At 70.6% G+C, this 20518-nt stretch carries 20 protein-coding genes; 5 read left to right on the top strand and 15 right to left on the bottom strand.

Going from position 1 to position 20518, the window contains the following annotated elements; genetic code table 11:
- Positions 1-342: 342 nt before the first annotated feature.
- From VLY81_RS05455 to VLY81_RS05400, 12 genes are all read right to left on the bottom strand, one after another.
- Positions 343-1149, bottom strand: a complete 807-nt coding sequence (locus VLY81_RS05455) for an ABC transporter permease (RefSeq protein WP_324670015.1) — start codon at positions 1147-1149, stop codon at positions 343-345.
- Positions 1146-2174, bottom strand: coding sequence for an ATP-binding cassette domain-containing protein (locus VLY81_RS05450; protein WP_324670014.1), 1029 nt, complete (start codon positions 2172-2174; stop codon positions 1146-1148). The genes VLY81_RS05455 and VLY81_RS05450 overlap by 4 nt, the downstream gene beginning before the upstream one ends.
- A gap of 494 nt (positions 2175-2668) precedes the next feature.
- Entirely contained in the window at positions 2669-3166 is a 498-nt protein-coding gene (locus VLY81_RS05445) for a copper chaperone PCu(A)C (RefSeq protein WP_324670013.1), read from the bottom strand.
- 106 nt (positions 3167-3272) lie between these two features.
- Complete coding sequence (locus VLY81_RS05440) at positions 3273-4586, bottom strand: glycosyl hydrolase (RefSeq protein WP_324670012.1); 1314 nt, start codon at positions 4584-4586, stop codon at positions 3273-3275.
- Positions 4586-5935, bottom strand: coding sequence for a GH1 family beta-glucosidase (locus VLY81_RS05435; protein ID WP_324670011.1), 1350 nt, complete (start codon positions 5933-5935; stop codon positions 4586-4588). Before VLY81_RS05435 ends, VLY81_RS05440 begins: the two co-directional genes overlap by 1 nt.
- A gap of 5 nt (positions 5936-5940) precedes the next feature.
- Positions 5941-6825 (bottom strand): glycoside hydrolase family 16 protein, encoded by an 885-nt coding sequence (locus VLY81_RS05430; RefSeq protein WP_324670010.1) that lies wholly within the window; start codon positions 6823-6825, stop codon positions 5941-5943.
- Between the two features lie 7 nt (positions 6826-6832).
- The gene (locus VLY81_RS05425; protein ID WP_324670009.1) at positions 6833-7666 is read right to left on the bottom strand and encodes a carbohydrate ABC transporter permease; all 834 of its coding nucleotides are present in this window, start codon (positions 7664-7666) and stop codon (positions 6833-6835) included.
- Between the two features lie 21 nt (positions 7667-7687).
- Complete coding sequence (locus VLY81_RS05420; RefSeq protein ID WP_324670345.1) at positions 7688-8761, bottom strand: carbohydrate ABC transporter permease; 1074 nt, start codon at positions 8759-8761, stop codon at positions 7688-7690.
- Between the two features lie 2 nt (positions 8762-8763).
- A complete protein-coding gene (locus VLY81_RS05415) occupies positions 8764-10026 on the bottom strand; it encodes an ABC transporter substrate-binding protein (protein ID WP_405001293.1) in 1263 nt (420 codons plus the stop codon).
- Positions 10027-10075: 49 nt separating this feature from the next.
- A complete protein-coding gene (locus tag VLY81_RS05410; protein WP_324670007.1) occupies positions 10076-11146 on the bottom strand; it encodes a LacI family DNA-binding transcriptional regulator in 1071 nt (356 codons plus the stop codon).
- 62 nt (positions 11147-11208) lie between these two features.
- The gene (locus VLY81_RS05405; protein ID WP_324670006.1) at positions 11209-12324 is read right to left on the bottom strand and encodes a P1 family peptidase; all 1116 of its coding nucleotides are present in this window, start codon (positions 12322-12324) and stop codon (positions 11209-11211) included.
- Positions 12321-12575 (bottom strand): hypothetical protein, encoded by a 255-nt coding sequence (locus VLY81_RS05400; protein WP_324670005.1) that lies wholly within the window; start codon positions 12573-12575, stop codon positions 12321-12323. The genes VLY81_RS05405 and VLY81_RS05400 overlap by 4 nt, the downstream gene beginning before the upstream one ends.
- 99 nt (positions 12576-12674) lie before the next feature.
- Here VLY81_RS05400 and VLY81_RS05395 point away from each other — a divergent pair, with 99 nt between their 5' ends.
- A complete protein-coding gene (locus tag VLY81_RS05395) occupies positions 12675-14243 on the top strand; it encodes a potassium/proton antiporter (RefSeq protein ID WP_324670004.1) in 1569 nt (522 codons plus the stop codon).
- A gap of 24 nt (positions 14244-14267) precedes the next feature.
- Here the strand turns inward: VLY81_RS05395 and VLY81_RS05390 are convergent, their stop codons facing one another.
- The gene (locus VLY81_RS05390; protein WP_324670003.1) at positions 14268-14546 is read right to left on the bottom strand and encodes a hypothetical protein; all 279 of its coding nucleotides are present in this window, start codon (positions 14544-14546) and stop codon (positions 14268-14270) included.
- Positions 14547-14724: 178 nt separating this feature from the next.
- Between VLY81_RS05390 and msrA the strand changes: the two genes are divergently transcribed.
- From msrA to VLY81_RS05370, 4 genes are all read left to right on the top strand, one after another.
- Complete coding sequence (gene msrA / locus VLY81_RS05385) at positions 14725-15294, top strand: peptide-methionine (S)-S-oxide reductase MsrA (RefSeq protein ID WP_324670002.1); 570 nt, start codon at positions 14725-14727, stop codon at positions 15292-15294.
- Positions 15295-15471: 177 nt separating this feature from the next.
- On the top strand, positions 15472-16521 hold the full coding sequence (locus VLY81_RS05380) for an ABC transporter ATP-binding protein (RefSeq protein ID WP_324670001.1): 1050 nt from the start codon (positions 15472-15474) through the stop codon (positions 16519-16521).
- Positions 16522-16535: 14 nt separating this feature from the next.
- The gene (locus VLY81_RS05375) at positions 16536-17351 is read left to right on the top strand and encodes an ABC transporter permease (protein WP_324670000.1); all 816 of its coding nucleotides are present in this window, start codon (positions 16536-16538) and stop codon (positions 17349-17351) included.
- A 17-nt stretch (positions 17352-17368) separates the two neighbouring features.
- Positions 17369-18214, top strand: a complete 846-nt coding sequence (locus VLY81_RS05370; protein ID WP_324669999.1) for an ABC transporter permease — start codon at positions 17369-17371, stop codon at positions 18212-18214.
- Here VLY81_RS05370 and VLY81_RS05365 read toward each other — a convergent pair whose 3' ends face one another.
- Both VLY81_RS05365 and VLY81_RS05360 read right to left on the bottom strand, forming a co-directional pair.
- Positions 18215-18691 carry a MarR family winged helix-turn-helix transcriptional regulator gene (locus VLY81_RS05365; protein WP_324669998.1) on the bottom strand — a complete coding sequence of 159 codons (477 nt, stop codon included), beginning with the start codon at positions 18689-18691 and terminating at the stop codon, positions 18215-18217. It lies immediately after the preceding gene.
- A complete protein-coding gene (locus tag VLY81_RS05360) occupies positions 18688-20331 on the bottom strand; it encodes an MDR family MFS transporter (RefSeq protein WP_324669997.1) in 1644 nt (547 codons plus the stop codon). Before VLY81_RS05360 ends, VLY81_RS05365 begins: the two co-directional genes overlap by 4 nt.
- Positions 20332-20518: the final 187 nt, after the last annotated feature.

Here is a 20518-nt window from a genome sequence, read left to right as displayed (position 1 = left end):
CGGCGTACCCGCCCTTGGCCTACCGTCTACTGGAGCCGTACGCCGTCTCTCACGCTACCCCTCCGGCCGACCTCCGCAAGGTGAAGTAGGGTGGGACTGAGCCTTGCAGCACGGTCGCTCTGGCTGTATGCGATTGGGCAACGGGTTCAATCCACAGTCGCGGCCTGCTCTCTCGCCCCCCCCTCGCCGGGCCGTCCGACGTGGAGCCTGCCGCTCCCAGTATGAGGCAGCCGGGCATGTTAAGCAAGACTAACGCCCGGCCCCTTCCACCCGTAAGGGCGCACCATGCCCGGTCTGCCTCGTTTAGTCCAGCTTTCCTGGCCCGGAAGAGGCCGTGCCGGCTCAGTCCTGGCGACTGAACAGCCAGACGGCCGGCACCAGGAAGGCCAGGCCCACGACGAGCAGCACCGCGACATCGACGGCGATGGGATGCAACCGGATGGCGGCCACCACCGCCTCGGGCACGCTGCGCCCGAGCGCGACCTGCCGCAAGGGGTCGACGCCGTAGGTGACAGGGTCGAGCCGGCTCAACCACTCCATCCAGAGCGGTACCCCTCGCAGCGGGAAGAAGGCCCCCGACAGGAAGAACATGGGCATCAGCAGGAACTGCATGATGACCTGGAAGCCCTCCATGCTGCGTTGGCGGGCCGCGATGAGCAGCCCCATGGCGCTCATGACCGCCGCCAACAGCAGCATCAGGAGCACCAGCACCACGATCTGATCCCACTCCAGGCGCACGCCCACCAGCGGCGCCAGCAGCAGCACGATGAGGCCCTGCAGCAGCGCCACGGTGCTGCCTCCCGCCACCTTGCCGAGGGCCACGGCCAGCCTCGACACGGGCGCCACCATGACCTCCTTGAGGAAGCCGAACTCCCGGTCCCACACGATGGAGACCGCCGAGAAGATGGCCGTGAAGAGGACGGCCATGCTCAGGATGCCCGGGAAGAGGAACTGCTTGAAGTCGAACGCACCCTGCCCCAGACCCGCCATGGCCGGCGACAGCCCGCTGCCGAAGACGAAGAGGAAGAGCAGGGGCTGACCCAGCGATGCGACGATCCGCGCGCGGTCGCGCACGAAGCGCAGCACGTCCCGGTACCAGATGGTGTAGGCCCCCACCAGCTCCCGCCGAATCCTGGACCTGCTCGTCACGCCCGTCGCCTCCGCATGGCCACGTGAGTTCGCCACAGCTCGCCGGGGCCTGCCTCCTCGTCGCGGATGGCATGGCCCGTCAGCTTCACGAAGACGTCCTCCAGCGTCGGCCGCCGCAGCCCGACGCTGTGCACCTCGATGGCACGCCCGTCCCCGTTGAGGGCCGTCATCAGCTGAGGGATGAAGCGGTCGCCCCGCTCCACCTCCACCAGGAGTTCGCCCTCGGGGCCCCGCCGCACCGGCAACCCGAAGCTCTGCCGGATCCGCTCCTCGGCCCCGTCCAGGTCGGCTGCCCGCACCGTCACCAGGTCCCCGCCCACCATGCGCTTGAGGTTGTCAGGGGTGTCGAGGGCCACGATCCGTCCGTGGTCGATGATCGCGATGCGATCGCAGATCTCCGCCTCCTCCATGTAGTGGGTCGTCAGGAAGAGGGTGAGCCCCTCCTGCTGGCGCAGATCGACGATGTAACGCCAGATGTGCCGGCGAGTCTGGGGGTCCAAGCCGATGGTGGGCTCGTCGAGGAAGAGCACCCGGGGCCGGTGCAGCAGGCCACGGGCGATCTCGAGCCGGCGCCGCATGCCCCCCGAGAAGGTGCGCACCACCGACCGGGCTCGATCCGCCAGGTCCACCATCCCGAGCACCTCGGCCGCTCGCCGCCGGAACTCGGCCGCCGGGACGTCGTACAGCATCGCGTGGAACTTGAGGTTCTCCCAGGCCGTGAGCCGGTCATCCAGGGCGGGCTCCTGGAAGATGAGCCCGATGGACCTCCTCACGTCGTGAGGCCGCTCCACCACGTCGTGCCCTGCGATGATGGCCCGCCCCGACGTCGGTCGCAGCAGGGTGCACAGCATCCCGATGGTGGTGGTCTTGCCGGCGCCGTTGGGGCCGAGGAAGCCGAAGATCTCCCCGTCTCGCACCTCGAAGTCGACGCCGTCCACCGCGGTCAACAGGCCGTAGCGGCGCGTCAGCCCGCGCACCTCGATGACGGGGCGAGCCCCGTCGCCGGCCATCGTCCGAGGGCTCATCGCCCTGCCAACTCCTCCCCCGCCGGAGGCTCCAGCGGCCGCGCCGGCCGCGTCGCTCCCGTATGGTCGCGCCGGGACCGGGCCGGGTCAAGCGCCGTCAATCCGGCGCCACCAGAGCGCGAGGAGGCGGGTCGGCCCCGGCCGGGAGCCCGGTGCGGATCGTCCTGCTGCGCGGGCCCTGCGTCTCGAGTTGCGTGTCGGCGCGCATGTCACGCCTCCTCTCGCCAACGGCCTGCGTGTCGGGGGGCGCACTCGGACCGCACCCACTCGATGGCCTCGGTCAGCGAGAGGAGCCGCAGAGCACGCCGCAGTGAGCGCAACAGGCCGGGACGGGAGGGCCTTCGTCCGGGTGTACGACGAAGGTGTGCCGTCCATCCGTGGGCTTGCCGAAGAGGCCGCACCGGCCCGCGACCCCCACCGTTCCCGCCACCGCCTTGGTGGCGACGGCACCCCCTCGCACCTTGCGGGCGTGCCCCAGGCGCACCAGCTCGTCCTCACGCCTCCTGCACGACGGCCTCCACGACCAGCTCCGAGCCGTCGTCCAGCACCAGCGTCAACGGCACCCGGTCACCTGGCTCGAGGGTTCGGGTGACGCCGATCAGCATGACGTGGAGGCCGCCCGGCTCGAGACGCACCTGCCCTCCCGGCGGCACCTCGATGGCGTCGACGGGCCCCATTCTCGCCACCATGCCCTCGATGCGGGTCTCGTGCAGCTCGGCCACATCGGCGACCGGCGTGCTCGCCCCCACGATGCGGACGGGGTGCGAGCCGTGGTTGACCAGGGTCATGTAGACGGCGCTGGTCACGGCGGTCATCGACGGCGTCTCCGAGTGCGCGTGGCCACCTCCCATGGCCCGTGCCGGCCGGGCCCACGCCCCCGTCACCTCCAGCAGCGCCCCGTCTGCCGCCGCCACCCGCGAAGATGCCGCCAGGACCAGGGCCACGGTCAGCACCAGGGGGGCGTACGCTCCCGCTCTCTTCAGCCAGCGCATGACGTGCCGACTCCCTCCTGCTGGCGTCTCCCGCAGCCCACCCCGTCCGGGCGACATCTCAGTTCACCACAGGATGTAACATTCCTCGCGTTCGCAACGGGGGTCTCTATCGACCCAGCTCCGCCCGCGTCACGGACCGGGGCGGGACGCTCAGCGGGTTCAGAGAGTCCGGCGCCGTCACGTCGTCGAGGTGGTCGAAGGAGAGCTCGGTCAGCTGGCGAGCCGACCGCACGACCAGCGGCACGCCCTCGCCGGTCTCGAAGCGCAGCGCCGCCGCCTTCGACGGGTCGCGGTTGACGACCAGGACCCGCACGACGCCGTCGTCGCCCGCCACGGCATACGCCGTCAGCCACTCCCCGGCGCCGCGCAAGGCCACCGGCACGACCTGGCCGTCGAAATCTCGCAACAGGCGGAAGACATGGTAGGTCGGCCGGGTGAAGCCTGCCGCGTCGAGAAGACCGTGGCCCCCCGTGTCCTGCAGGGCGAAGTAGGAGGCCAGCTCCACTCGCCCGGCGACGAGTCGGCCCGCCACGTCAGCCGTCCACAGGGCGGCCGTGAAGTCCGCCAGGTGCCGGAAGCTCTGGGTCTGCCACGAGAGCCCGTACTCGGTGACGCCCAGTCCCACCTCGTGCGCCCGGTGCCATCCGAGCGGGTTGGCCCCGGCATCCTCCAGCCAGGCCCGCACCTGGCGGATCTCGTCGGAGACCCGGGAGGCGGTGGCCAGCGCCTCGCCCTCCGGCCACGTACCGTCGGTGGGGTAGACGTGCCAGGTCACCACGTCCACCACGTCGCCGCAGGCCCCGATGAACCGCCGCACCCACTCCATCTTGTGTTCGCCGCCCGATACCGCCGGGCCGGCGAAGCGGGCGTCGCCGACCTCGGGCTCGAGGGCCTCGACGAAGGCCCGGAAGGCCTCGCAGTACCTCTCCGACGTCCACGAGCCAGCCGGTGGGTACAGATCGGGCTCGTTGCCGATCTCCCAGTAGTCGATGGGCAGCCCGATGCGCCGCGCGTACCGGGCCGCCTCGGCCGCCTGCTCTGGCGTGCCGCCCAACAGCCGCGCCTGCATCACGATCCGGGGACGCCCCAGCAGCATCCAGTGCATCCTCAGCACGTCGAGGTCGGCGGGGGTCCGGTCCCGCTGATCGCCCAGGTTGCCCGCCGGAAACCGGATGGAGCGGATCCCGACGGAGCCCAGCTCCCGCTCGAAGCCCACCACCTGCATGAAGTTGGCGAAGTTGAAGCCTCCGACGGCGAGGGGCGGCACCCGCCCCGCCGGCTGCCCGACGTCGACGACGGCCAGCACGGTGGGGGCCGTCTCGGCCACCCCCTGGGCACCGGCGCCCGCGACGGACGGGCTCGAGACGGCCCACGCCACGAAGAGGACCACGGCACCCAGACGCCGAGCGGTCTGGCGCATCAGCCCTCGGTCCTCTCCGGCACGCCGTTGGCCTCGATGACCTGCCGGTACCACCGGCCGCTTCGCTTGACGATGCGTCGCTGGGAGGGGTAGTCCACGTACACGATGCCGAAGCGCTTGGAGTAGCCCAGGGCCCACTCGAAGTTGTCGAGCATGGACCAGACGAAGTACCCCTCGAGCCGCACCCCGTCGTCGATGGCACGCCGCGCCGCGAGGAAGTGCCGGTGCAGGTAGTCGACCCGCTCGGCGTCGTCCACCTGGCCCGAAGCGTCGAGACGGTCATCGAAGGCCGCGCCGTTTTCGGTGATGTACAACGGCAACGGCCCGTACTCCCGATGGAGTCGGACCAGCAGCTCGTACAGGCCCTGGGGGTAGATCTCCCACCCCATGGCCGTGCGGGCGCCGGCGGTGTCGACGTGGCGGATGCCCAGCAGGCCCTCGCCAGGAGCGTCGGCCACGACGGAGCGGCTGTAGTAGTTGATCCCCAAGAAGTCGATGGGCCGCCGGATGATCGCGAGATCCTCGTCGGTCACCTCGGGCCATGCCTCGCCGAAGTGCTGCACCAGCACGGCCGGATAGCGGCCCTTGAAGAGGGGGTCGAGGAAGAGGCGGTTATGGTAGGCGTCCGCCCGATCCGTGGCGGCCCGATCGGTCTGCGACGACGTGGCCGCATGCTGGGGCGCCAGGTTGAGGGTGATGCCGATCCGGCCGCGACCGGCCCGGCTCGCCCGGAAGGCGGCGACGGCCTCGCCATGCGCCAGCAGCAGGTGGTGCGCGACACGCAACCCGGCCCACAGATCCCGCATCCCGGGGGCATGCACCCCCGCCACGTGGCCGAGGTGCGCCACGCACCACGGCTCGTTGAGGGTGATCCAGTGCTGCACCCGGTCGCCCAGACGCTCGAACATCAAACCGGCGTACTCCGTGAACCAGCCGACGACGTCCCGGTTGGCCCACCCGCCCCGATCCTGCAGCGCTCCTGGCAGATCCCAGTGGTACAGCGTGGCGAAGGGCACGATCCCGGCTTCCAGCAGGGCATCCACCAGCCGGTCGTAGAAGGCCACCCCCGCCTCGTTGACCCGCCCGGTGCCGTCCGGCAACACCCGGGGCCAGGCGATGGAGAAGCGGTACGCCTTGAGCCCCAGCTCCCGCATGAGGGCCACATCATCGCGCCAGCGGCGGTAGTGGTCGCAGGCGACGTCCCCCGTGTCGCCCCCCTGGACGTTGCCCGGGGTGTGGCTGAAGCGGTGCCAGATGGACGGGCTGGCGCCATCGGCCAGAGGCGATCCCTCGATCTGGTACGACGCGGTGGCACAGCCCCACAAGAATCCCTCCGGGAATCGGCGCATCGCCTTCACTTCCTCTCGGCGTCTCGTGCAGCGAAGACGCGCACGTAGTCGACCCACATGGTCTGCGGGAATTGCGTGGTCTCGTCCGGATACCCGGGCCAGTTGCCGCCCACGGCCACGTTGAGCGTCAGGAAGAACGGCGCATCGAAGACCCACGGGGTGCCGGGAGGGATGTCCTCCCGCCTCACCGCGTGATATGGCACGCCGTCGACGTACCACCGGATCGCCCCGGGCTCCCACTCGATGGCGAAGACGTGGAAGCCTTCGTCGAAGCGACGCCCCCCGGGCAGGGTGTAGCTCCCGCCGATCCCCCTCTCCCCCGCGTATCCCGGACCGTGCACGGTGCCGTGGACCGTGCCCGGCTCGCGGCCCACGAGCTCGACGATGTCGATCTCCCCGCAGCCCGGCCAGCCGATGCGGTCGAAGAGGGTACCGAGCATCCAGAAGGCCGGCCAGATGCCCTGCCCGCCGGGCAGCCGGATCCGCGCCTCGATCCGGCCGAATCGCACCTCCACCTTGCCGCGGGTGGTGACGCGGGCCGAGGTGTAGCGGCACGGCCCGTAGTAGCAACGCAGCGACGGGTCGTCCACCTCCCGGGCCACGATGGTCAGGTGGCCCTGGCCGTCCAGCGCGAGGTTGTCCGGCCGGTCGGTGTAGTACTGGCGCTCCCGGTTGCCCCATCCGGGCAGAGCGTCCTGGCTGCCGTCCCCGATCTGGGCGGTCCAGTGAGCCGGGTCCGGCGGACTGCCCGCCGGCCCGTCGAACTCGTCGTGCCACACCAGCACCCAGTCCGCTGGCTCTCCCGCCGAGGCGCGGATGCCCGCTGAAAGACCGCTCACGAAGGCCAGCCCCACGCCGAAGGCCAGGAGCATCGCCCCTCCCCGCCGCACCCTGCCATCATCCCTTCAGCGCACCCGCCGTCAGCCCTTCGATGATGCGGCGCGACCCCACCGCGAAGGCCACCAGCAGAGGCAAGACGCTCAGCGCCGTCCCCAGCATGAGCGCGCCCCAGTCGGTGGAGATGAGCCCCTGCAGGGAGCGCAGCGCCAGGGGCAGCGTGTAGGCGGTGCGCTCCTTGAGGACGATGAGGGCGCCCATGAAGTTGTTCCACTGGCCGACGAAGGTGATGATGCCCAGCGTGCCGAAGGCGGGCTTGATCAGGGGGACGACCACCCGCCGGTACAGCCCGAACTCGCTCAGCCCATCGATGCGGCCCGCATCCAGCAGGTCGGCCGGCACGGCGCTGGCGATGTACTGCCGCATCAGGAAGATGCCGAAGGCCGACGCCATGCCCGGTGCGTACAGCGCACGGGGCAGGTTGATCCACCCGAGCCACCGCATGATGAGGTAGTACGGGATGATGCCCAGCAACCCCGGGACCATCATGGTGCCCAGCAGGAAGCCGAACAGGGTGTCCCGCCCCTTGAAGTCGTACATCGCGAAGCCGAACCCCGCCAGGCTGCAGAAGAACAAAGTGGTCCCCGTCGCCATCAGCGCGGTGTAGAGGCTGTTCCATGCGTTGCGCCAGAAGGGCAGCGTCGAGACCAGCCGCTCGTAGTTGGCGCTCAGCTCCGTCCCGAACCACATGGGGGGCGGCGCCCGAAAGATGGTCGAGCGATCGTGGGTCGCCAGGACGAACATCCAGTAGAACGGAAAGGCCGTCAGCAGGGCCATCGAGACCAGCACCGCATACAGCGCCAGCTTGGCCGGCCACGACCTCAAGGCCTGCATCGTCAACCTTGCCCCCTCGCGTCAGCCGCCACGCCGCTCGAGTCCGGCGCGTCCCATGAGACGGAAGTTGAGGATGGACATGCCCACGATGATCACGAAGAGCATCCACGACATGGCCGCCGCCGAGCCCATGTACAGCCACTCGAAGCCGGTCCGGTACAGGTAGAGGGCCACCGTCAGACCCGACTCGCTGGTGCCCCCCGTGCCGCCCGTCAGGACGAAGGGCTCGTCGAAGAGCTGCATGTTGCCGATGATGGTCAGCGTCACCGCGAAGAACGCGATGGGCTTCAGCAGGGGCAGGGTGATCCACCGGAACTGCTGGGGGATGCTCGCCCCGTCCACCATGGCCGCCTCGTAGAGCTCCCGGGGGATGGTCTGCAGACCGGCCAGGTAGAGCATGGTGTTCCAGCCGAACCACCGCCATACGACCAGGATGGCGATGGCCGGCTTGATGTAGGCGGCCCGCCCCAGCCAGTTGACCGGGAGCTCGAGGCCCAACCGCTCCCAAAGCCACCCCAGGCGAGCGTGATCCGCCAGCCAGGCGAGCGCGGCGTTGAGGGCACCGTACTGCGTGCCGTAGATGGTGGTGAAGATCATGGCGACGGCCACGGTCGAGGTGATGTACGGCATGAAGTACGACGCGCTGAAGAGGTTGCGCAGCCGCACCAGCCCCGAGTTGAGGATGAACGCCAGGGGGATGGCGATGAGGTGCTGGGGCAGCCCGGAGACGATCAGCAGCCAGACCGTGTTCCACAAGGACTTCCAAAACCACGGGTCGGTGAGCAGGTAGGTGTAGTTCTCCAGTCCGACCCACTCCATCGATCCGAGGCCGCCCACCGCGTTCCAGCTGTGAAACGACAAGTAGAAGGAGAAGAGGATGGGATACAGGCCGAAGACGGCGAACAGGATGAAGAACGGGCTGATGAAGACGTAAGGGGCCGCCCGCCTCTTCCACCAGGAGCTACCGCGGTGGCGCCCCGTCACGGTCGGCGGGTGCGCCGCGACCGGGCGTGGGAGGGCCGGGGCCGGGTGGCCCGCAGTCCCGGCCCCGTGGGGCACTTCACGCACCGAGTCGCCACCCGGCCCCATGGCCATGCTCACCTCCGGACCCGCCGCTCGATGAGCTGCCTGGCCTCGGCCAGGGCCTGGCGGACGTCCTTGCCCTCCTCCAGCACCTGGGTCAGCGCCGAGCCCACGATCTCCTGGGCCACGGGGTCACCCGGGTGGATGACCGACACGTGCACCTTCGCGGCCGCCTCCGCCCACATGCGGCGCGCCCGCTGTCCGGCGAGGAATGGTACGGGCTCGTCGAAGAGCGGATCCTCCAGGGCCGCCTGCAACGCGGGGAACGCGTTGGTGGTGCGGAACGCCAGGATCTGGATCTCGGGGCGGGTCGTCAGGAACTGAATCAGCTTCCAGGCAGCATCCTTGTGGCGGGACTGCTCCGGGATGGCGTAGAAGGAGCCGCCCCAGCTCACGTACATGTTGCTCGGCAGGTCGCGGGCGCCCCACTTGCCGGCGGTCTCGGGCGCCATCCAGTTTTGCAGGTGCCCGCCCAGCCAGGCGCCCGAGAGCTCCACGGCCACCGTGCCGCGCTTGAAGGCCTCGTACCACTCGTTGCTCCAGGCGCCGATGCGGGCGTCCAGCCCCGCCTGGCGCACGCGCTGGGCCACGGTGAAGGCGTTGACGAACCGAGGGCTGTCGACCACCGTGCGGCCCCGGGCATCGAAGTAGACGCCCTCGCCCTCCGGGATGTCGCCCCGATACATCGCGTCGGCGATGGTGGAGGCGGCTGCGATGAGGAAGACGTCAGCCTTGCCATCGCCATTGAGGTCACGGGTCACCTTGCGCCCCATCTCCACCAGATCGTCCCACGACGCCACGGCGTCGATGTCGACGCCGGCGGCCTCCAACACGTCACGCCGGTAGAACATGGTGCCCGGCCCGATGTCGGTCGGGATGGCCACGATCCGCCCGTCCGTGGTCGTCGCCTGCCCCCACGCGAACGGGACGAAGAGGTCCTTCAACTCTCCGGCGTTGTAAGGCGGCCGGCTCAGGTCGGTCAGGCCGCCCTCCACCGCGAAGCGCCCCAGGTAGCCGATCTCGATGGCCACCACGTCGGGCGCTCCCGATCCCGTGGCCAGTGCGGTCAGCAGGGCGTTGTGGTGATCCGCGAAGCCCAGGGTCTGCAAGTTGATCTCGATGTCGGGATGCACCTTGTTGAACTCGGGGATGACGGCCTTGAGCACCGAGTCCAGGTCCGGGAAGACCCCTACCGTCAGGGTGGTCCGAGCGGAGGCCACCGCGCCCGCCACGCCGACCAGCATGGAGATTAAGATAGCGGTTGCCAAGATTCGCACCGACCCGACGCTTCGCATCGACGTCATCTCCCCTCCGATCTCGTCGCGGTCACGCCGACTCCCGGATGACGAGGCGGGTCTGCAGCACGACGCGCGGGACGGTCACCCCCCCTCCCTCGATCATGTCGACCACCATGCGCACCGCCAGGGCCCCCATCTCCGCCATGGGCTGCGCCACCGTGGTGAGCGGCGGCAGGGTGGCCTGGGCCATGGGGATGTCGTCGAAGCCCATCACCGCGGTGTCGCCCGGGACCGAGACGCCGGCCTCGTGCAGCGCTCGGAGCACGCCGAAGGCCATCAGGTCGTTGGAGCAAAACCAGGCGTCGGGCAGCGGCCGCCGCTGGTCCAGCCACTCCTTGACCAGGCGGTAGCCCGACGGCGTCAGGAAGTCGCCCTGGAGCACCCAGCCCGGGTCGAAGCCGATGCCCGCCTCCTCCAGCGCGAGCCGATAGCCCCGCAGCCGATCCACCGCCGACTGGATGGAGAGCAGCCCCGTGATGAGCGCGATGCGGCGATGTCCCTTGGCGATCAGGTAGTGGGTCGCCTCGAAGGCGCCCTTGAGGTTGTCGACAGCGATGTGGGGGTAGGGACTGCCCTCGCTGCGGTGATCCACCACGACCACCGGTGGCACCGGATGCCCGGACGGGTGCTGCAGCGCTCGCGGTGGGTGCCCCCGCGGCGTCATGACGATGAGCCCCTGGCACTGGCCGGCCTCCAGGGCGCGCCCCACCACGGCGTCGTGGCCGCGTCCCGCCGTGGTGTAGAGCACCAGCGTGTAGCCGCGCTCGTAGGCCTCGGCCTCGACGCCCCGGAGCACCTCGGCATAGAAACCGGTCGACACGTCGGGCACGATGAGAGCCAGCAGGCGCCCCTCGCCCGGCGCCGAGGCGGCCCGCGTCCGGGCGCGCAGCCGCAAGGAAGACCAGAGGCGGACCTCGTCGGGCGTGGAGCCGAGGCGGGCGATGGCGTCCAGTACCCGTCGACGGGCATCGACACTGACGCCGTCCTGGGACCTCAGGACCCTGGAGACGGTAGAGGCGCTGACGCCGGCCACCCTGGCGATGGTCCGTACCGTCGGCGAGCTCGTCCTGTCGCTCGCGTCCGGGCCCTGCGTGCGCAAGCGCGTTCAGCCTCCCGGTGGAGGCTGTTTCGATACGTTTCAGGGACGTTCCTGCCTGTGGGTCATCCCAGGACGGCCCGCAGCCGGTCGAGGTCGAGGGCCTCGCCCCTGTGGCCGTCACGGCCGACGACCGTGACGGCCTTGAAGAGCGCGTTGAAGACCGCCTCCTCCGTCGCCTCGGCGGCCGCCAGGAAGAGCGCCGACATCGCCTCGTTGCGCACCTCCGACAGCCCCGTCAGCATCAGGGGCTCGCCGGGGGCCGGCAGGCGAGGCACGTGCGGGATCCTCGCAGCCGTGGAGAAGGCGAGGATGAAGTCGCCGCTGGTGTGCGTCCCGAAGAAGCCGGTACGCGCCAGCCCCACCACGGCGCGCCGGGCCAGGCGCTGGAGGTTGCGGTGCCACAGGGGGGCGTCGGTGGCCAGCACCACCACCACCGACCCACCCTCCGACGCCAGCTCTCCCGCCTCCAGCCCGAGGGGGAGCTGCCCCAGGGCCGGCCCCACCGCCCTGCCCTGCACCATCAGCACCCCGGAGAAGTTGGCCACCACCAGGCTTCCCACGGTCCAGCCGCCGAAACGGTCGGGCAGGCGGCGGGAGGCCGTGCCGACGCCGCCCTTCCAGCCGAAGGCCATGGCGCCCGTGCCGGCGCCCACCGCCCCCTCGGGCACGGGGCCGGTCGAGGCCGTGGCCAGCGCCTGGCGCACGTGGGCCTCCTGGACGTGCCGGCCCCTCGCGTCGTTGAGGTAGCCGTCGTGGATCTCGGCCACCACCGGGCTGAAGGTGCCGAGCTGAGAACCGATGCCAGGGTCTCGCTCCAGCGCGACGGAGACGAGGGCATCGGCCACCCGGCTCACGTTGAGGGTGCTGGTGATGGCGATGGGGCTTTCGAGCGCGCCGGTCTCGTCGATCTGAGGCAGGCCCACGGCCTTTCCGTACCCGTTGAAGGTGAACTGTGCGGCGGGCACCTTCTCCCGGTAGAGATTGCCGCCGTGGGGCACCACCACCGTGACGCCCGTGCGGACGGGCCCCACCCCCTCCACCAGGGGGCCCTCTCCCCACCACAGCGTGGCATGTCCCACCGCGACCCCTGGGACGTCGGTGATGGCATCGTGGGGCCCTGGGGGCAGGATGCCCGTGATGAGGCCCCATTGACGGGCCCGCGGCCGCTCGGCGCTCATCGGCCATCCTCCCTTGCGGGCCCGGCCAGGCCCTCCGCAGCGGTCCCCGGCCGACGGAGCCGGGCCTCTTTGAGGCAGGCCGAGGCTATGGCCACCAGCGCCGCCCAGCCGCCCATGAAGGCCAGCACCACGGGCACCCTCACCGCGTCGTGAAGCGGACGCGCCCACTCGACGACCGCCGGCGTCCCGGCGGCCATGGCCAGCGCCACCACCCCCGCCGCCCATGCGACGGCCTGGATCCGTCCGACCATCCGCAACGCCCCCTCGCCGCCGGCGGCCTCGCCCCCCGGAGGGGCAACTGCCTGTCGACCCGGCACTTCTGTTACAATCATGCAGGGGAGAAACTGCCCGTGCCAGTCGACACCTACAGCGCCCTTCAAGCCATTCCCATCGAGCGCACCTTCCTGGCGGTCTCCATCCTGATGGGCGTCAGCCTGGTGATGGCGCGGACGGCCGGTCGCCTCGGCGTGCCCGCCCTGGTGCTCTTCTTGCTGGTGGGGATGCTCGCGGGCTCCGAGGGCCCCGGCGGCATCGCCTTCGATGACCCGTGGCTAGCGCAGTTTTTGGGGATCGGTGCGCTGGCCATCATCCTCTTCGCAGGCGGCCTCGACACCGAGTGGAAGCAGGTGCGACCCGTGCTGGGGCCCGCCGCTACGCTGGCCACGGTCGGCGTGGCGGCCACCGCAGGCTTGGTGGGGCTCTTCGCCACCTGGGTGCTGGGATGGGATCTCCTGGATGGCCTGCTGGTGGGAGCGGTCATCTCCTCTACCGACGCGGCGGCCGTCTTCATGGTGTTGCGCTCCAAGCATGTCGCCCTGCGGGGCAGCCTCGCCCCCCTGCTGGAGCTGGAGTCGGGCAGCAACGACCCCATGGCCATCCTGCTGACGACGTTCTTCATCCAGCTGCTGACCCTGCCCCAGACCACCCCACTTCAGATGGCCGGCCACTTCGTGGTGCAGATGGCGCTGGGCGGGTTGCTGGGCTACGGGCTCGGGCGGGTCGGTCTGTGGCTCTTGCACCGCATGCACTTCGAGCAGGAGGCCCTCTACCCCCTGCTATCCATGGCCATCGCCGGCTTCATCTACAGCCTGGTCGCCACGCTCGGCGGCAGCGGCTTCTTGGCGGTCTACGTCGCGGGCCTGGTCATCGGCAACTCGAAGTTGCCGTACCGGCGCTTCCTCATCCGCTTCAACTCCACGATGGCCTGGCTCGCCCAGATCGTCATGTTCGTCACCCTGGGGCTGCTGGTCTTCCCGAGCCAGCTCATCGAGGTGGCGGGCCCGGGCATGGCCATGACCGCCTTCCTCATGTTCGCGGCGCGTCCTGTGGCCACGGTGCCGCTCCTCCTGCTCTTCCGGCGCAACTGGCGAGAGGCGCTGCTGGTAGCGTGGGTCGGGCTGCGCGGGGCGGTGCCCATCATCCTGGCCACTCTCCCCCGGGTGGCCGGGGTGGCCAGCGCCCAGCTCATCTTCAACGTGGTCTTCTTCGTCGTGGTCGTCTCCTGCCTGGTCCAGGGGACCTCCATCCCCTACGTCGCGCAGTGGCTGCGGGTGGCCGCCCCCGAGCGGGTGCGGCGGCGTGTCCCCATCGAGCTCGTGCCCCACGAGGCCATGGACAGCGACCTGATGGAGATCGTGGTGCCCCAGGAGTCGCCCCTGGCGGGCAAGCCCGTGGCGCAGCTGGGACTCCCCAAGGAGACGCTCATCATCATGGTGGGCCGCAACGGCCGCTACCGGGTGCCGACGGGCGGCACCACGGTCCATGGGGGCGACATGCTCTTCGTCCTGGGCCCGCCGGCCGTGCTGGAGGAGGTGCGGGCCCGCTTCGAGCGGTCGGAGGCGGAGACCGAGTCGGACGCGGGAGAGGAGCTGGCCGACGCCGGCCCGGCAACCCAACCGCTGCCCGCCCCGCGTCGTTGAGGGCGCCTCCCCGTCGGGGGGCTCTCACGCCCGCGCGTCGATGCGGCCCGTCAGGGCCAGCCAGCGTCGGGTCCGCTCTTCGGCGGTCTGCTCCTGTGCCCGCAGATGCTCGACGACGGCAGGCACCAGCCGGCTGGAGGGCTCCTCGATGGCGGCCAGGCGGTCACCCAGGCGGCTGATGGCACCGATGGCCTGCAGGCCTGCCTCGCGGTCGAGCGCCGCGAGCCGCCGCGCCAGCTCCGACGGCCGCCACCACAGCGATTGCCGGTAACGAAAGAGGCCGACGCCCGCCAGACCCGCCACGCGCTGGCCCCCTCTCGGGCATGGCCCGGGTGCGGGGGGGAGTTCGCCGCCGCCGGAGGGGCTCCCTCCCCCCTTGGTGGACCGCCTGCTGCACGTCCATTGCACGGCCGAGGCCTTCGGAGGCGTCCGGCGGGGGGTGAGCCCATCGGGTATGCTACCGCCGAGGAGGTCGGATGCGATGAGCACCGGTGCGCGTCGTGAGGTGGCCACCCTCGGCGGCGGCTGCTTCTGGTGTCTGGAGGCGGCCTTCCAGGGTGTCAAGGGGGTGCACGCGGTGGTCTCCGGCTACGCAGGCGGCCACGTGGAGCACCCGACCTACGAGCAGGTCTGCACGGGCACCACGGGGCACGCCGAGGTGGTGCAGGTCACCTTCGATCCGTCGGTCATCCGCTACGAGCAGATCCTGGAGATCTTCTTCGCCATCCACGACCCGACGACCCCCGACCGGCAGGGCGCCGACGTGGGGCCCCAGTACCGCTCCGTCATCTTCTACCACTCGCCCGAGCAGAGGGCAGCCGCCGAGCGCGTCATCCAGCGGCTCGAGCGCGAGGGCGTCTGGGAGGCGCCCATCGTGACACAGGTGGTCCCCTTCGAGCGCTTCTATCCTGCCGAGGCTTATCATCAGCGCTACTACGAGCGCAACCCCTTCCAGCCCTACTGCCAGCTGGTCATCGCGCCCAAACTGGCCAAGATGAGGCGAGCCTTCGCCCATCTGCTGCGAGAGCGAGCCGCTCCGGCCGGCGTCTGAGACCTGCCGGCTGGCATGGCATGACGGGCGTCCCCCGCTCCGGCCGGGCTCGCGCTCGCGGGGCCCACGTCCTACTGTACGACATGTATCTCCTCTATTGACATCCTTTATATCCTAGATTAAATTCGTTGATGATCGTATCGCGCATCGGCGCGGCCGGTGGGAGGGATGGGCCCCGTGTCCGGCGACGGCGTCATCGTGGCACGTGACCTGACCAAGCGCTTCAGGCGGAGGGTCGCACGTCCGTCGCGGCTGCTCCGGCGTCTCGGGCGACGCCGAGGCAGCGACGATGGCACGGCCGCTCCCAGCGAGTGGCTGGTGGCCGTCGACTCGGTCAGCCTCGAGGTACGACCCGGCGAGGTGCTGGGGCTGCTGGGTCCCAACGGGGCGGGCAAGAGCACCCTCATTCGGATGCTCTCGACCCTGGTGGAGCCCTCGAGCGGGCGCGCCGCCATCTGCGGGCACGACGTCTTGGAGGCGCCCGCGGCCGCGCGAGGCTGCCTCGGGGTCGTGATGGCCGGCGAGCGCCACCTCTACTGGAAGCTCACCGGCCGCGAGAACCTCCACTACTTCGCCACCCTCTACCGCGTGCCCGCCCGTGCCATCCCGGGCCGCGTCGAGGCGGTGCTGGACCGCCTCGGCCTCACCGCACGCGCCGACGAGCTGGTCGAGCGCTACTCCACGGGCATGCGCCAGCGCCTCTCGCTGGCCAGGGCGCTGCTGCACGACCCGCCGGCGCTCTTGCTGGACGAGCCGACGCTGGGGCTGGACCCCCAGGCCGCCCGTACCCTGCGCGAGCTGGTGCTGGAGCTCAAGGCCGAGGGCCGGGCCATCCTGCTGACGACCCACTACATGGAGGAGGCGGACTTCCTCTGCGACCGGGTCGCCATCATCGACCACGGGCGGATCGTGGCCTGCGACACCCCCTCCGCGCTCAAGCGCCGGCTGGCGGCCCATCGCCTCTTTCGACTGGAGGTGGCCGGCCTCGGCCACGACCTCGAGCGATTGAGGGCGCGTCTCGGCGACCTGCGTCTGGCGTCGGCCCAGGAGGACCAGGAGGCGTCGGTCACCCGCCTCACGCTGGCCTTTCCCGACGGCCGGCGCGACGTGGCCGACATCCTCGACGCCGTCTTTGCCGAGGGGCTTCACCTGCTGGGGTTCTCCGTCAAGGAGCCCACGCTCGAGGATGTCTTCATCGCCATGACGGGTCGGGCGCTGCGCGATTGAGAGGGGGCCCCCACGTGCGAGCCGCCTGGGCCGTGGCCCGCAAGGAGCTGCTCATCCTGCTGCGCTATCCGACGTGGACCGTGGGGCTGCTGGTCTGGCCGGTGCTCTTCCCCGCCGGCTACGTCTTCTTCGGGCGGGCCCTGGCCGGCCCGGCAGGCGAGGGGCTGGCGGCCTTCGAGGCCAGGGCCGGCACCGCCGACTATGTCGGCTACGTGCTGCTCGGCACCACGCTCTGGATGGTGCTCAACTCGGCGCTGTGGATGCTGGGGTCGCACCTGCGCCAGGAGCAGTGGCGAGGGACGCTGGAGGCCAACTGGGTCTCCCCCGCCTCCCGCTTCGGCCTGCTCGCGGGGGCGGGCGCGGCACAGGTGCTCCAGTCGCTGACGCTGATGGGCGTCACGCTCGTCGAGCTCCGGCTGCTGTACGGGCTCGAAATGAGGGGAAGTCTGGCCCTGATGGCGCTGCTCCTGGCGCTGTCGGTGCTCTCCGTGGTGGGGGTGGGCCTGACCTTCGCGAGCCTGGTGCTCTGGGTGCGAGAGACGGAGGCCATGGTCTTCCTGGTACGGGGGCTCTTCACGGTCTTCGCCGGCATCACCTTCCCCATCGACGTGATGCCGGCCTGGATGCAAGGCCTCGCGCGGGCCCTGCCGCTCACCTACGCGGTGCGCAGCCTGCGAGGGGTGGCCCTGGCGGGCTGGGGCTGGGACCGCGTCCGGGGCGACGCCCTCGCCATCGCCTGCTTCGGCGTCGTCTCGCTGGTGCTGGGCGTGGGGCTGTTTCGAGTGGTCGAGCGCATGGCCCGGCAGACGGGCAGCCTCGCCCAGTACTGACCGGGGCTGGTGCGCCGATGCGGGGAGGGGGAGCCGTCATCGTCGACGCGCTGCGGGTGCTGGTGGCCACCGTCTGGCGGGAGTGGCTCGTCTTCGTGCGCTACCCGCTCAACGCCGTGATGCGCCTCGTCGAACCCATCATGTGGCTGACGCCCGTCTATTTCCTGGGCAGGGCCTTCGCCACGGCGGACGGACGCCTGCCGGGCTTCGAGGCGGCCACGGGGACGTCCAACTTCCTATCGTTCGTCTTGCTGGGCAGCATCGTCGGCAGCTACATCAGCGCCGTCTTCTGGGGCTTGGGCTTCGCCCTCAAGCAGCAGATGGACGAGGGCACCCTGGAGGCCCTCTGGCTGACGCCCAACTCACGGCTGTGGCTGCTGGTGGGCCGCAGCCTCTTCGGCCTGGTGGTGACGGGCCTCAACACGATCTCCGTGCTGGTGCTGGCCCACTTCCTGTTCGGCTTCTCGCCGGGCGGCCCGCTGGGAGCGGCTCTGCTGGTGCTGGTGCCCACCGTCGTCGCGCTGTACGGCTTCGGATTCGCCTACGCCGCGCTCGTGCTCTTCGCCCGGGAGGCCAACTTCCTGACCGACGTCGGCAGCTTCCTGATCCAGGTGCTGTCCGGCATCAACTTCCCCGTCACGGCCCTGCCCAGGGCGCTGATGATCCTCGCCCTGGCGCTGCCCGTCACCTACGGCATCGACCTGATGCGGGCGCTGGTGCTCGGGACCCGACCGCTGGTGACGCTGCCCGTCGGCGTGGCCATCCTGACGCTGGCGGCGGTCGGCTTCGTGGTGGTAGGGGTGCGGGCCTTCAAGGGCGCGGAGCGCCGGATCCAGGCATCGGGCGCGGTGGGGATGCACTAGTTACGATGGAACGAGGTCGGCCTCCTCTCCGCCCGGCTCCTCCTGCGCCAGTCGCTCCAGCGCCTCGACCACGGCGACGGCCTGAGCATCGGACAGGCGCGCCAGATGGCGCTCGACGAGCCGCGTCCGCTCGGCCTCCACCTGAGCCAGCACGTCACGCCCGGCGGGCGTGAGCCCCACCCGCACCACCCGGCGATCGCCCGTGTCGCGCTGGCGCGCCACCAGGCCCATGCCCTCGAGGCGGTTGAGCAGCAGCGTGACGGCGCTGGCACCGATGCCGAGCCTCTCGGCCAGATCGGTCACCCGCACGGGGTGCGGCCCCCGCAAGGCGCGCAAGACGAAGAGCTGAGCGGGGGTGAGCCCCATCCCGGCGCGAGCCGCCTGCTGGCTCAGCCTCCGACACAGCGCGGTCAGCGCGCGATCCAGGCGGCACCCCAGCGTCACCCGGTCGACCTCGACCTCGGCCTCGGCGATCACGAGCCGCCCTCCTCGCGGTAAAACTCGTCGCGCTTGAGGGGGATCTCCTTGAGCCACAGGGTGGCCGCCAGCGTCGCCAGCGCGAGCCACCATCCCACGGCGAAGATGCCGGCCATCCCGTCGGCCAGGGCTTGCCGCAAGGCCTCCACGAAGGTGCGGGCCATCTGCTCCCCCTCGCCCCCCATGCTCGCCAGGACGGCCCGTACCCGCTCCTGGGCCTCGGCGGTGATGAGGGCCTGCGGATCCAGCGACATCTGCCCCACCACCCCCGCCACCGGGGCCGACAGCCGCTGCTCGAGACTGCGCTGGAAGCCCCGGGTCAGGATGGTGCCGAAGATGGGAGCCGCCAGCACCCCGCCCAGCGACCGCACGAATTGCTGGGTCGCGTTGACCGTCCCCAGCATCCGATAGGGGAAGGCGTTTTGGACCGCCACGTTGACGAGGGGCATCAGCGACCCGATGCCAAGCCCCAGCGTCACCACGTTGCGCACCACGTCGGGGGGAGCGGCGTCGACGCCCATCCGCCGCAGCAGCGCGGTCCCCACGATGACGACGCCGGCCGCGACGACGGCCTGCACCTTGTAGCGTCCGGTACGGGAGAGGATCTGGCCGCTCAGGGCGCTGCCCGCGATGAAGCTGAGCATCATCGGCGTCATCACGATGCCGGACCCCTCGGCCGAGATGCCCAGCACCCCTTGCGCGAAGAGCGGCATGAACATCACGCCTGAGAACATCGTGACGGAGGCCAGCAGCGCCACGGACGCGGCGGAGAGGAAGACGGGATGGGAGAGGAGCGCAGGCGACAGCAGCGGGTCGGGCGTCCGCTGCTCTACCCACAGGAAGCCGGCCAGCGCGAGGGCCGCGACGCCGAAGGCCCCCAGTACCCGAGGCGATCCCCACGGGTACGTCGACCCCGCCCACGTCAGGGCCAGCAGCAGGGGCACCAGGCCGGCGACCAGGAGCGCGCTGCCCGCCCAGTCGACCCGCGCCTGGCCGGGCAGCCGCACGGTGGGCAGCGCGTAGCTGACAGCCGCCAGCGCGGCCAGACCCACCGGCAGGTTGACGTAGAAGACCCACCGCCAGCCCAGGTGATCGGTGATCCAGCCGCCGAGCGTCGGCCCGACGATGCTCGAGACCCCGAAGAGCGTCATGACCAGCCCCATCCAGCGGGCACGCTCGCGGGGATTGAAGATGTCACCGATGGTGGCCGGCGGCATGCTGAGCAACGCCCCACCCCCCACGCCCTGCAGCGCCCGCGCCGCCACCAGCCAGCCCATGTCTCGGGCGAGCCCGGCCAGGACCGAGCCCGTCATGAAGGTGACCAGTCCGAAGACGTAAAAGGGCCTGCGACCATACACGTCCGAAAGCTTGCCGTAGATGGGCACCGTGATAGCCGACGCCATCATGTAGGCGGTGAAGACCCAGGCGTACAGGCCGAAGCCGTGGAGTTCGCCGATGATGACCGGCATCGCCGCCGAGACGATGGTCTGGTCCAACGACGAGAAGAACATCGAGACCATGACGGCCCCCAGCGCCCACCACCGGCGGCTGCCCGTGATGCGGTTGGTCACCGCCGCCGGGGTGCTGGCTCCGTCACCGGACCGGGCATCGAGACGCTGCCCGAGCGTCACATCCTCCACGGGGTGGCCCTCCGTTCGCTGGCGCGGTCGCTTTGGTTTGCCAAAGCAAATGAGTCGCCTTCTCGGGAAGATACTGCGGACTCTTCGCGTTGTCAACGCAGCCTGGACGAGCGCGGTGCCAGGGCGCCGTGCGCCCGCAGCGCTCGAGGGGGTGGGTCACGACGGGGAGGATTGTCGCAAGTAGGCA

Source organism: Limnochorda sp. LNt, from assembly GCF_035593265.1.
GTDB classification, from domain to species: domain Bacteria; phylum Bacillota; class Limnochordia; order Limnochordales; family Geochordaceae; genus Geochorda; species Geochorda subterranea.
The sequence above is the reverse complement of the archived record's forward strand: the minus strand, read 5'-3'. Positions and strand labels throughout refer to the sequence as shown.

Excerpts from the sequence above, each read along its gene's own strand:
- msrA (WP_324670002.1), top strand. The coding sequence starts at position 14,725 with ATGAGCACCGGTGCGCGTCGTGAGGTGGCCACCCTCGGCGGCGGCTGC.
- VLY81_RS05440 (WP_324670012.1), bottom strand. The coding sequence starts at position 4,586 with ATGCGCCAGACCGCTCGGCGTCTGGGTGCCGTGGTCCTCTTCGTGGCG.
- VLY81_RS05450 (WP_324670014.1), bottom strand. The coding sequence starts at position 2,174 with ATGAGCCCTCGGACGATGGCCGGCGACGGGGCTCGCCCCGTCATCGAG.
- VLY81_RS05435 (WP_324670011.1), bottom strand. The coding sequence starts at position 5,935 with ATGCGCCGATTCCCGGAGGGATTCTTGTGGGGCTGTGCCACCGCGTCG.
- VLY81_RS05425 (WP_324670009.1), bottom strand. The coding sequence starts at position 7,666 with ATGCAGGCCTTGAGGTCGTGGCCGGCCAAGCTGGCGCTGTATGCGGTG.
- VLY81_RS05420 (WP_324670345.1), bottom strand. The coding sequence starts at position 8,761 with ATGGCCATGGGGCCGGGTGGCGACTCGGTGCGTGAAGTGCCCCACGGG.
- VLY81_RS05400 (WP_324670005.1), bottom strand. The coding sequence starts at position 12,575 with ATGGTCGGACGGATCCAGGCCGTCGCATGGGCGGCGGGGGTGGTGGCG.
- VLY81_RS05445 (WP_324670013.1), bottom strand. The coding sequence starts at position 3,166 with ATGCGCTGGCTGAAGAGAGCGGGAGCGTACGCCCCCCTGGTGCTGACC.
- VLY81_RS05370 (WP_324669999.1), top strand. The coding sequence starts at position 17,369 with ATGCGGGGAGGGGGAGCCGTCATCGTCGACGCGCTGCGGGTGCTGGTG.
- VLY81_RS05405 (WP_324670006.1), bottom strand. The coding sequence starts at position 12,324 with ATGAGCGCCGAGCGGCCGCGGGCCCGTCAATGGGGCCTCATCACGGGC.